This window comes from Sphingomonas sp. 66-10 (assembly GCF_001897045.1).
In the GTDB taxonomy this organism is placed as follows: domain Bacteria; phylum Pseudomonadota; class Alphaproteobacteria; order Sphingomonadales; family Sphingomonadaceae; genus Sphingomonas; species Sphingomonas lycopersici.
The window spans coordinates 22,415-33,220 of the sequence record NZ_MKRR01000019.1; the positions used below are offsets into that span (position 1 = coordinate 22,415).

Annotated in this window: 9 protein-coding genes and 1 pseudogene; 4 read left to right on the forward strand and 6 right to left on the reverse strand. The window is 67.4% G+C overall.

Features of this window, described 5'->3' with window-relative positions; genetic code table 11:
- Together BGN95_RS02380 and BGN95_RS02385 are read right to left on the reverse strand one after the other, a co-directional pair.
- Nucleotides 1-312: pseudogene (locus tag BGN95_RS02380) on the reverse strand (hypothetical protein); the annotation flags it as partial.
- A gap of 155 nt (nt 313-467) precedes the next feature.
- Nucleotides 468-992, reverse strand: coding sequence for an FxDxF family PEP-CTERM protein (locus BGN95_RS02385; RefSeq protein ID WP_286771507.1), 525 nt, complete (start codon nt 990-992; stop codon nt 468-470).
- Between the two features lie 205 nt (nt 993-1,197).
- Between BGN95_RS02385 and BGN95_RS02390 the strand changes: the two genes are divergently transcribed.
- Nucleotides 1,198-3,570, forward strand: coding sequence for a membrane-bound PQQ-dependent dehydrogenase, glucose/quinate/shikimate family (locus BGN95_RS02390; protein ID WP_286771508.1), 2,373 nt, complete (start codon nt 1,198-1,200; stop codon nt 3,568-3,570).
- Nucleotides 3,571-3,576: 6 nt separating this feature from the next.
- Here the strand turns inward: BGN95_RS02390 and BGN95_RS02395 are convergent, their stop codons facing one another.
- A complete protein-coding gene (locus tag BGN95_RS02395; protein WP_286771509.1) occupies nt 3,577-4,185 on the reverse strand; it encodes a cysteine hydrolase family protein in 609 nt (202 codons plus the stop codon).
- Nucleotides 4,186-4,522: 337 nt separating this feature from the next.
- Here BGN95_RS02395 and BGN95_RS02400 point away from each other — a divergent pair, with 337 nt between their 5' ends.
- The 3 genes from BGN95_RS02400 to BGN95_RS02410 all read left to right on the forward strand — a co-directional run bounded on the left by BGN95_RS02400 (nt 4,523) and on the right by BGN95_RS02410 (nt 7,613).
- Nucleotides 4,523-5,884 carry an ATP-grasp domain-containing protein gene (locus tag BGN95_RS02400; protein WP_286771510.1) on the forward strand — a complete coding sequence of 454 codons (1,362 nt, stop codon included), beginning with the start codon at nt 4,523-4,525 and terminating at the stop codon, nt 5,882-5,884.
- A complete protein-coding gene (locus BGN95_RS02405) occupies nt 5,881-6,672 on the forward strand; it encodes a sulfite exporter TauE/SafE family protein (protein WP_265311503.1) in 792 nt (263 codons plus the stop codon). The genes BGN95_RS02400 and BGN95_RS02405 overlap by 4 nt, the downstream gene beginning before the upstream one ends.
- 155 nt (nt 6,673-6,827) lie before the next feature.
- Nucleotides 6,828-7,613, forward strand: a complete 786-nt coding sequence (locus BGN95_RS02410) for a sulfite exporter TauE/SafE family protein (protein WP_286771511.1) — start codon at nt 6,828-6,830, stop codon at nt 7,611-7,613.
- Between the two features lie 13 nt (nt 7,614-7,626).
- On the opposite strand, the gene BGN95_RS02415 is transcribed toward BGN95_RS02410, so the two are convergent.
- From BGN95_RS02415 to BGN95_RS02425, 3 genes are all read right to left on the reverse strand, one after another.
- Nucleotides 7,627-8,682, reverse strand: coding sequence for an ABC transporter substrate-binding protein (locus BGN95_RS02415; protein WP_286771512.1), 1,056 nt, complete (start codon nt 8,680-8,682; stop codon nt 7,627-7,629).
- A 14-nt stretch (nt 8,683-8,696) separates the two neighbouring features.
- Nucleotides 8,697-10,061: an LLM class flavin-dependent oxidoreductase gene (locus BGN95_RS02420; protein WP_286771513.1), complete on the reverse strand. Its 1,365-nt coding sequence runs from the start codon at nt 10,059-10,061 to the stop codon at nt 8,697-8,699.
- Between the two features lie 5 nt (nt 10,062-10,066).
- On the reverse strand, nt 10,067-10,806 hold a 740-nt coding region (locus BGN95_RS02425; RefSeq protein ID WP_353744666.1), incomplete at its 5' end, for a class II aldolase/adducin family protein.

Below are 10,806 nucleotides of genomic sequence, written 5' to 3' on the forward strand. Positions count from 1 at the left end.
CGCCGGGAGGAAGGTCGCGCTGACCCCGCCCGCCAGCTCGACCGTGTCGCCGTAACGCACTGCGACAGTGTCGCGCGCCGCGCCATAGCGCAGCGCCATGATCGCCAGCGTCTCGGGGGTGGCGAACACCTGCTGGTGGCCGCCGCGCGCGTGATCGCCGTGCCCGTGGGTGACGAGCGCGCGCTCGACCGGATCGTGCGGATCGATCCAGCAATCGGCGGGCGCCACCCACAGCCCCGATGCGCCGGGCCGAACCCAGGAACAGTCGCGCGGACCGCTCACCAAAGCGGCCTGCGAGCCTTTGTCACGCACGGCACGTCCAGCACTCCCTCAGGTGACCGACCTAAGGAACAGACGTGACATGGCGCGGTTCCCTGACGTGAATCGGGGCAGCGATCCGGTGCTGGTGAAACCTCCCGACGACCGGATCGTCGGGAGGCGGAGATCATCGAACGGTCGGACGATGATCAGGCGAAGCGAACCTTGGCCTGCCCGCGGCGTTTGTAGCGCATCGCGCCCGCGACCGCGCCAAAGCCGAGGATCATCAGCCCCCAGGTCGCCGGTTCGGGAACCCCGGCGGCGATCGGGGTGAAGGAAATCACCCCGCCGTAGCTCGAAAAGAGCTGCGCATTTTTATAGCCGATCGACAGCGTGTGCGATCCCGCGCCGATCGATTGCGCGATCGTCTGCAGTTCGAAGATACCGCTGCTGATCTTGTCGAACGAAATGCCGTCGAGCGTCACCGAGGTGAAGTCGAGGTTGGTCAACGTGATCTTGAGCCCGAGCGACCCGACGAAGCCGTAGAGATCGCCGCTCGTCGGCACGGTGAAATTGTAGAGATCGGTGCCCGAACGCGCGGGATTGGCGTTGCCGAAAGCCCCCGTCAGCGTGCCCGCGATCGGAACGAGGTTGATCGTCGTCGCGGCCGAGGCCGGCGCGGCGGTGACAAGCGCGGCGGCGGCCGCAGCAGTAGCGAAAGCGATTGTGCGCACTCTGTATTTCTCCCGGTGTCGGCGCGATTTGGCTATATTTTTCAGTTAATTGAAGATTCATTTTTTGGCGCCCGATCCCGAAAAGAGACAGTCGGTCCCCGCCGGCTGGTCGTGCCGGTGGGGCTGTTTTCGCCGCATGTCGGGGGCTTCGTGCCCCGCCCGTCGCAACGGGCGCCCGCGCGCCGCGTTCTAGGAACCCGGATCGATGAAAGGCGAGGCCATGCGGTTGTACCTGCGCATCCTTGGGTGGATCGTCGCCCTGCTCGGACTGTTCTTTGCCGTCGCCGGCGCCGAACTCGCGTGGCTCGGCGGCTCGCTTTATTATCTGCTCGCCGGACTGGCGATGATCGCGGCGGGGATCCTGCTCAGCCGGAGCGATCGGCGCGGGGCGTTGATCTATGCGCTGGTCTGGCTCGCCACCTGGCTTTGGGCGGTGTGGGAAGTCGGGTTCGACGGGCTCCAGCTTATCCCGCGCGTCGTCGCGCCGACCGTGCTGATGATCCTCGTCGCATGGCCCTGGCTGTGGCGAAGCGCGACCCGGCCCCCTGCGAGGCGAATGGCGGCGACGGCGGTGATTGCGGGACTGGTTCTTGCCGGCGCTTATGCCGCATTCGCGCCCAGAACGCTTAGTGCGCAGGCCGCCGTATCCGCCGCGACACCGAAGCCGTCGACCGGCGACTGGACGCATTATGGCGGGACGCTCGCCGGGGATCGTTACTCGTCGCTCGCGCAAATCACCCCGGCCAATGTCGGGCAGCTCCAGCTCGCCTGGACCCACCGCACCGGCGATCTGGTGATGCCCGACGAGGCGGTGAAGCATCTGCGTGAATATCATTCGGAGGCGACCCCGATCCACATCGGCGACACGCTCTATACCTGCACCCCGCACAGCTATGTCGAAGCGATCGACGCGACGACCGGGGCGGCGAAATGGCGCTGGCACACCGATGCCGACATCACCGGCAACAGCTATCTCGTCTGCCGCGGCGTCTCTTATTACGAGGCGCCGGCGGGCACGGCATGCGCGCGCCGCATCTTCGCGCCGACCTTCGATGCCAAAATGTACGCGCTCGATGCCGATACCGGCAAGCCGTGCGCCGGCTTCGGCAAAGGCGGTTATATCGATCTGCGTGACCAGATGGGCGTATCGCCCGCCGCGTTCCAGATCAGCACCTCGCCGCCGGTCGTCGCCAACGGCCGGCTGATTATCGGCGAGCGGATCATCGACAATGTCGGCGTCGACGAGCCCGCCGGGGTGGTGCGCGCTTATGATCCGATCTCCGGCGCGCCGGTCTGGGCGTGGGACATGGGACGCGGCGACGATGCGATCAAACCGCTGACCGGCGACGCAATCTATACCCGCGGGACGCCCAATGTCTGGGGCGCGATGACCGCCGACGCGGCGAACGGCATCGTCTACCTCGGCACCGGCAATGCGACCCCCGATTACTGGATCGGCCGGCGGCGCCCGTTCGACGACAAATATGGCACGTCGATCGTCGCGCTCGATATCGCGACGGGAAAGATGCGCTGGCACCGCCAGCTCGTCCACCGCGACATGTGGGATATGGACGTCCCCGTCGGGCCGTCGCTGGTCGATCTGCCGCTGCCCGGCGGCGGCATCGTGCCGGCGCTGGTCCAGACCACCAAGATGGGGCAGGTCTATCTGCTCAACCGCCTGACCGGGGCGCCGCTCGCCGCGATCGTGGAGAAGCCGGTGTCGACGCGCGGCGGGATCGGCGACGAGGCGATGTCGCCGACCCAGCCGTTCTCGGTCGGCATGCCCTCATTCACCCCGCCCGCGCCGAGCGAGACGACGACCTGGGGCGCGACCCCGATCGACCAGCTGATCTGCCGCATCCAATTCCGCAAGGCGCATGCGGCGGGCATTTATGCACCGATCGGCACGACCGACATCATCGGCCACCCCGCGTTCGACGGCGTGACCGATTGGGGCGGCGGGGCGGTCGATCCCGAACGCGCGATCTTCACCGTCAACACGATGGAAATGCCGTTCCGCATCCGGCTGGTGCGCGCAGACAGTGCGCAAGGCCAGAAGATGATCGCGGCGGCCGCGAAGGGCGGCGAGAATGCCAAGGCGCCGATCTATTACCAGCAATTCGGCACGCCCTATGTCGCGGTCGTCCAGGCGTGGATCGGGCCGTTCGGTGCGCCGTGCAGCGCCCCGCCGTGGGGCAAGCTCACCGCGGTCGATCTCAAGACGCGGCAGGTGATGTGGACCAGGGTGTTGGGCACCGCGCGGGATACCGGGCTGTTCGGCAGCCACCTGGGGTTTCCGCTCAAGACCGGGGTTCCCAATCTCGCCGGGTCGATCATCACGCGCGGCGGGCTGGTGTTCATCGGCGCGACGACCGACCAATATCTGCGCGCCTTCGATCTTCGGACCGGCGCGGAACTGTGGAAGGCGCGGCTACCCGCCGGCGCGCAAGCGACCCCGATGAGCTATCAGGGGCGCGACGGGCGGCAATATGTCGTGATCACCGCCGGCGGGCACGGCGCGCTGGGCACGCGATATGGGGATTATACGCTGGCCTTCGCGCTGCCCAAGACCACGTAGCGCGGCTCAATCCGCGTCGTCGTCGGCAAGCCAGGCCGCGAAAGCGCGATCGTCGAAGCGCGTCGTGCGGGCGCCCATCCGCGCGTTCATGATCGCCAGCGCCGCCGCGCCGTGCGCGCTGTCGAGGGCGACGACGCCATTTTCGGGCACCCACAAACTATAATCCCGCATATGCGCGTCGGCGGCGGTAAACAGGACGCAGATTTCGGTCGCGATACCGGTCAGGATCAGCCGCCGCACCCCCAGCTTAGGGAGGAGCACCGCGAGGTTGGTCGAATAGAAGCCCGAGAATTGCGGTTTGATGATGAAGAAATCGCGCTCGCGCGGCTCGATCGCGCCGCCCGCGAGCGCGGGGCGCGCGGCGGCGATCAAGCGATCGCGGTCCGAATGCCACTGCCCGAAATTGTCGTTGACGTAGATCGTGGGGACGTCGTGGGCATCGGCCTTCGCCCGCAACCGGGCGATGACCGCGGCTGCGGTTTCGGCGGCGGGGCGGACGCGATCGGCCTCCTCGAAATCGAACGGATTGATCATATCGATCACGAGCAACGCCGCGCGGTCGCCCGGCTGATCGCGATGCGGCGCGGACGGGGCGCTTTCCGGCTGCGCGTTCATTCGGTGGCGACTTTCCCGGGGTGCAGTCGCTTGCGGTGTGCGCGAGCCGGCCCGCTGGCGCTCGGCGATTCGCGATCAACATCGGGGATCTGTTTCATCGGCTGGCCTTTTCGGTGGGCGATTGGGGTCCGCCGGGGGGCGGCCCGAAATCAAACCGGCCGGCGCGACGCTGGTTCCGGCTGCCGTGCGCCATCACGTGATCGCAAATTCCTTTCGTTTTTAATCCCTAACCCGCATCATGCCGGCGGAGGGGTCGGCGTGCCGCCCTGCCGTTGCGCCGGCTCGGGCGAGACCGCCGGCCCGGCCGAGTGCCGGACCGGAGAATCGGGAGCGAAACGTGCAAGGCTGGTTGCTTTTCCAACATGCGCTCGATCCCTCGCTCCCCGAGGTTCCCGAGGTGCTGCGCTTCCAGGAAGGCGCGATCGCGCAGCACATCGATCTCGAGGTGTTGCAGCCGCAGCGGTTCGATCTCGTCGTCGGCGCCGCGGACGATTGGGCGGTTACCTATAAGGGGCGGCCCGTCGAGCGCCCCGATTTCGTCATCTGCCGCACCGGGGCCGAGACCGATTATACGACGCTGGCGCTGCTGCGCCATCTCGAGCGCCGCGGGGTCCGGCTGGTCAACGGCCCGGCCGCGATCGAGCGCGTGGCGGACAAATTGCACAGCCTGCAGAGCCTGTCGCGTGCCGGGCTGCCGATCCCGCGCACGATCCTCGGCAAATTCCCGCTCGATGCGGCGCTGGTCGAGCGCGAGCTGGGCTTTCCGGTGATCGTCAAGACGCTGAAGGGCACGCGCGGCGCCGGCGTGCTCAAGTGCGAGAACCGCAGCCAGTTCGAGGATCTCGCCGGGCTGCTCGAAAGCGCGCATGCCCAGGCCGATTTCGTGCTCCAGCATTATATCCGCGCGAGCCACGGCCGCGACGTGCGCGTGCTGGTGGTCGGCGGTCGGGTGGTCGCGGCGATGGAGCGCCGCTCGCTGACGGGCAATTTCAAATCGAACGTCTCGCTCGGCGGCGCGGCGGTGGCGTATAATCCGCCGCACGATATGGCGGAGCTCGCCATCCGCGCCGCCGAGACGCTCGATCTCGACGTCACCGGCATCGACATCCTGTTCGACGAAGACGGCTATCGCATCTGCGAGGCGAATTCGGCGCCGGGTTTCCAGGGGTTGGAGCGGGCGACCGGGCTCGACGTGCCGGGCGCGATCCTGCAGTGGATCGTCGCGACGCAGGATTATGTGCCGCCGGTTCCCGCGCTGCCCGAGGGGGATGCGCTGATGGATCTGGTGTTCGGCGGCCGTGGCGGGCTGCGCGCGATCGGCGATCGCAATACCGACGCCCGCGGGTTCGCCAGCGCGGTCGGGCTGCGGCTGATCGCCGCCGGGGCCAATTGTCTCGCGCGCGCGGCGCTCCCCGCGGTTCTGGTCGACCGGCGGGGGAGGACAGAGCTTGGGCTGAAGGCGCTGTTCGACGGCACCGCGACGAGAATTCCGCTGGGGTTCGACGATGTTGAGGCGGAACGTATCCTGATCGTCCTCCTGGCGGTGTCGATCTGGGCGGCGATCATCCCGTGGCTGGCGGGGGCCGATGCGGCGATCAGCGGGATTCTGTCGGTCATCGCGCTGCTTTTCCCGATCGCCTATCTGCTGACCGCGCCCGCCGGCCGGGTCCGCAATATCGTCGCGCGGCTCCGGCGATGATGGGATTGGAGACGATCCCCTGGGCGGATCTCGCGCCGTTCATCGTGGTGGGGTTTTTCGCGCAGCTCGTCGACGGGACGCTGGGGCTGGGGTTCGGCGTCCTTTCCAACACGCTGCTGATCGCGCTCGGCGTGCCGCCGCCGGCCGCCTCGGCGGCGGTGCGCACGTCGGAGAGTTTCGCGAGCGGTTTTTCCGGCCTCGCGCATATCGCGCAGCGCAACGTCGACTGGCGGCTCTTCGCGCGGCTCGCCGTCCCCGGGGTCGCGGGGGGCGTGATCGGGGTGTGGATCTTCGCGCTCGTCCACCAGCCGGTGCTGCGCCCGGTGATGTTCGCCTATCTCGCCGCGGTCGGCACCTATCTGCTGTGGCGCGGCCCGCGGCGGCCGCATACCTATCGGCGGCTGCGGCTTGTCGGGCCGGTCGGGCTGATCGGTGGTTTTCTCGATGCATCGGGCGGCGGCGGGTGGGGGCCGGTGGTCACCGGGCATCTGCTCGCGCAGGGCGCGACCCCGCGCGTGGCGATCGGGACGGCGAATGCGGCGGAATTCTTCGTGACCGTCACGGTGCTCGCGGCATTCATCAGGACATTGGGGTTCGAGGCGTTCACGATCGCCGCGGCCGGGCTGTTGATCGGCGGCGTCGCCGCGGCGCCGCTGGGGGCGCTTCTCGTCCGGCAGGTGCCGCCGCGACTGCTCGTCATGCTGGTCGGCGGGCTGCTGATCACCACCGCGCTCTACGGCCTGCTCGCGCTCGTCTTCGGCCCGATTCCGGCCTTTCCGCGATATTGACGCGTTCAATCTCCACCGATGCGGGGGAGATGGAGCTACGCCGGGTGAAAGAGGAACTTGCTTATCGCGCGGGCGCGGGCCGGTTTATCACCGCTTCCACCGTCGGCGATCCGTGACCTGGATCAGCCCTCGCCCATCTCGCCACGAGGCTGCCGATGATTCTCGCCGCGATCGATCCGCTCTATTCGCTGGCCGGCGTGGCGGTCGGCATGCTTGTCGGGATGACCGGCGTGGGCGGCGGTTCGCTGATGACGCCGCTGCTGGTGCTCGCATTCGGTTTCCACCCGGCGACCGCGGTCGGCACCGACCTGCTTTACGCCGCCGCCACCAAATCGGCCGGCACGGCGGTCCACGGCGCCGGCGGGACGGTCGACTGGAAGGTCGTGCGCCGGCTCGCGCTGGGCAGCGTGCCGGCGACGATCGTCACGCTCGCGATCCTCTCCACCGCGGGCGCGCGGTTCGACGGCACCGGCCGGATCATCACCACGACGCTCGGCGCGGCCTTGCTGGCGACCGCGGTCGCGATCCTGTTTCGCGGCACGATCGTCGGCTATTTCAAGCGCCGGTTTCCGCCGCGGCCGGAGCCGCAGGTCATGTCGCTGACCGTCCTGCTCGGCGCGATCCTCGGGATCCTCGTCTCGCTTTCCTCGGTCGGCGCGGGCGCGCTCGGCATGACCGTGCTGCTGATTCTCTATCCCAACCTGCCGACCAATCGGCTCGTCGGATCGGATATCGCCCACGCTGTACCGCTCACGCTGATCGCCGGCGCGGGGCATTGGATGATCGGATCGGTCGATTTCGCGCTGCTCGGCGCGCTCCTGATCGGCTCGGTGCCGGGGATCATCCTCGGCAGCCTCGTCGCCACGCGCGTCTCGGATCGGGTGTTGCGCCCGATCCTCGCCGGCACGCTTGCGCTCGTCGGGGGAAAGCTGGTCTTCTGACCCGTCGCCCGCGTCAGCCCGCGACGCGGGCCGATCGCAGCGCGTCGAGCGGCCGGCGATCGATCCAGCCGCCGACATCGAAGCTTTGCGGGATGAACCCCCAGCGATGCAGGAAATCGGTGAAATCCTGGATCGCCTCGACCGATTGCTGCGCGAGATCGGTCTTGAGCCGGGTCTGCGCATCCTCGCCATAAGCGACCGACACCCAATATTCGCTCGCATTGGTCTCGCGCGCGAGATAGCGGCGCACCTCCGACGGGTGATCCTGTGCCCAGGTTTCGGCGCGCAGCACCTGATCGAGGATCGTCACCGCCGCGTCGAAATGATGATCGAGCAGATGGCCGTCGACCGCCAGCGTTCGCGGCGTGCCGTTGTTCGATCGGATCAGCGGCTCGGGATGCGCGCCGGTGTCGATCACCGTGGTGAGCCCGAATTGATGCGCGACCTGCGCGCCATGCGCGCCCTTGAGGAAGATCGCATCGACCTCGCCGCGCAGCAGCGCGATCACTTCGAGATTGTTGGCGCGCGCACGGCTTCCGCCGACGCGTCGCGCCAGCGTCCCGCCGACATTCTCGGCGCGCTCGTCGCTGTAATGGCTCTCGATATCCTGATCGACCAGTTCGACGTCGGAAACCTCCAGTCCCTCGAGGCGTAGCGCATTTTCGAGCCCGCGGATCGCCTGCGCGCGGGTGAAGTCGATTTCGACATTCTTCCAATTGGGGAGGCCGAAGCGCCTGCCCTTGAGATCGCGGACGGTGGCGATCCCCGATTCCGGGCTGGCGAGGATGAGCTGGGTCTCGTCGGCCCAGGACAGCCCGATCACGCGCGTGTCGCGGCCGCGCGCCTTGGCGCTGATCGCCGGGATATTGCCGCCGTGCCGGACCGAATTCTGGAGCGTGTGGCTGAAATGCGATTCACGCGTCGCGAAATCGTTCGATTCGAGTAGCGACGAAACCTTGGTGCCCTGCGCACGGAACGCCGTCTCCAGCCAGCCTTGCTGGATCGCGATGCCGAGCCCGGTGGGGACCGGGCAACGCGTGTACCACAAAGTGTCGAGCCTGTCGGTCATGATCGGTCCTTTCTTCAGGAAACGGCAGCAAGGACCCCCGCCTCGGCGGCGGGTCGGTCCACGCCGACGGCGATGCGCGGGCGCGGCAGGCCGAGGTGGTCGCGCAATGTCGTGCCGTCATATTCGGTGCGGAACAACCCGCGACGCTGGAGCTCGGGCACGACGAGATCGACGAATTCGGTGAGCGAGCTCGGGAGAAGCGGCGGGATCAGGTTGAAACCGTCGGCAGCATCGCGCTCGAACCAGTCCTGGATCTGGTCGGCGATATCGACCGGGGTTCCGATCACCACGCGATGCCCGCGCACTGCGTTGAAACGCAGGAACAACTGCCGGATCGTGAGATTCTCGCGCCGCGCCAGCGCGGTGAGCTGTTTCCAGCGCCCCTTTCCGTTTTCCGGCTCGGGCAGATCGGGGAGCGGCCCGTCGAGCGGATAAGCGCTGACGTCCTGCCCCATCAGGTTCAACTCGCCGGAAAAGTCGACGGCATCCTCGAGCGCGGAAAATTTGTCCTGCGCTTCCTGCCGGCTCGAACCGATCGCAAAGGACAGGCCCGGCATCACCTTCAGCGTGTCCGGATCGCGGCCGTATTTCGCCATGCGGCCCTTCACGTCGGCGTAGAAACGTTGCGCTTCCTCCAGGAATTGCGCGGCGGCGTAGATCATCTCGGCATATTTGGCGGCGAAGTCGCGCCCGACCTCCGAATTGCCCGCCTGCGCGAACACCGGATGGCCCTGGATCGGGCGGCTCGCATCGAGGATCGTGTCGAGGTGGAAGTATTTGCCGTCGTGGTGGACGGGGTGGACGGCACTGGCATCGAGATACCGACCGCTGTCGCGATCGGCGTGGTCGAATGCATCGTCGTCCCAGCTATCCCACAGGTCGCGCGCGACATCGACGAATTCGGACGCGCGCTCATATCGTTCACTATGCGTCAGCGGCTGTTCGACCCCGAAGCTGCTCGCCGCGCCGTCCGCCAGCGACGAGACGATGTTCCAGCCGATCCGGCCTCCGCTGATATGATCGAGCGCGGCGAAGCGGCGCGCGAGCGAATAGGGATGATCGAAATTGGTGTTCACCGTCGCCACCAGCCCGATCCGGTCGGTGACGGCGGCGAGCGCGGCGGTCAGCGTCAGCGGCTCGAAATCGAGAAAGGCGTGCCGCCGCTCGATCCCCTTGGTGCTGTCGCCCGCGATGCCGACGAAATCGGCGAAGAAGGCGGTATCGAGCTTGCCGCGTTCCGCCGTCTTCACCAGTTCCGCCCAATAGCGGAAGTCGGGCCGGCCGCTGCTCGCCGATCCCGGCTGCCGCCACGCGCCGGGGTGATGGCCGTGGCGCGTGAGGAACACGCCGAGCGCGAGCTTGCGCTGTTTCGCCGCCATCGGAATTACTCGGCGGCCTGCGCATAATGGATGACGCCGTCGTCATCGACATGCGCGTCGGGGGGGACGAGCTTGCCCATCTTCCATTGCTGTTCGAGCACGCCGGGGCCGAACGGCTTCGATCCGCCGAGCGCGGCGCCGAGGATCTGGAATTGCGCGCCTTCTTCGAGCAGCACGATATTGTTGACCAGATCGCGCAGCCCCTTCCAGCTCCAGATCGTCGCGCCGCCATTGGCTTCGACGATCCCCGGGACCTCGCGGTCCTGCTCGATCGCATCGAGGATGAAATCGACCTCGGCCTGGCGGCGGTTGATATAGACCGGAAGCTCGGCCGAGAAACGAAAGCGCCGGTTGGGGACGTAGAGCAGCGGCAGCGCGGCATGCGCCTGCGAATAGGCGCCGAGATGCGGGGTGTGGACGTGGCTGATCGCCTGGACGTCGGCATGGGTCTTGAACAGCTTGAGGTAACGCGCCGCGCCGCCGGGCTTGTTGCTCCAATAGCTGTTGCCGTCGAAGTCGATCACCGCGGTCTGCGCCTGATCGGGATCGTCCTCCCACAATCCGACGTAATTGAGCGTGATGATCTTGTCCTCGCCGGGAATGCGCACCGCGAAGAACAGGGTGCCGCTCGGCGAGATGGTGCGCGTCTCGCGCAGCAGGCGGAACGCGCGGCGCGCGTCCTGCTCGGTCTTGGTGACGAAGGCGATGGCTTCGGGCGACAGGCCGGGTTGTTCGGACATGACGA

Bases quoted from the DNA above. Each gene is read 5' to 3' on its own strand.
- BGN95_RS02410 (WP_286771511.1), top strand. From the start codon at position 6,828: ATGATTCTCGCCGCGATCGATCCGCTCTATTCGCTGGCCGGCGTGGCG.
- BGN95_RS02405 (WP_265311503.1), top strand. From the start codon at position 5,881: ATGATGGGATTGGAGACGATCCCCTGGGCGGATCTCGCGCCGTTCATC.
- BGN95_RS02395 (WP_286771509.1), bottom strand. From the start codon at position 4,185: ATGAACGCGCAGCCGGAAAGCGCCCCGTCCGCGCCGCATCGCGATCAG.
- BGN95_RS02420 (WP_286771513.1), bottom strand. From the start codon at position 10,061: ATGGCGGCGAAACAGCGCAAGCTCGCGCTCGGCGTGTTCCTCACGCGC.
- BGN95_RS02415 (WP_286771512.1), bottom strand. From the start codon at position 8,682: ATGACCGACAGGCTCGACACTTTGTGGTACACGCGTTGCCCGGTCCCC.
- BGN95_RS02390 (WP_286771508.1), top strand. From the start codon at position 1,198: ATGAAAGGCGAGGCCATGCGGTTGTACCTGCGCATCCTTGGGTGGATC.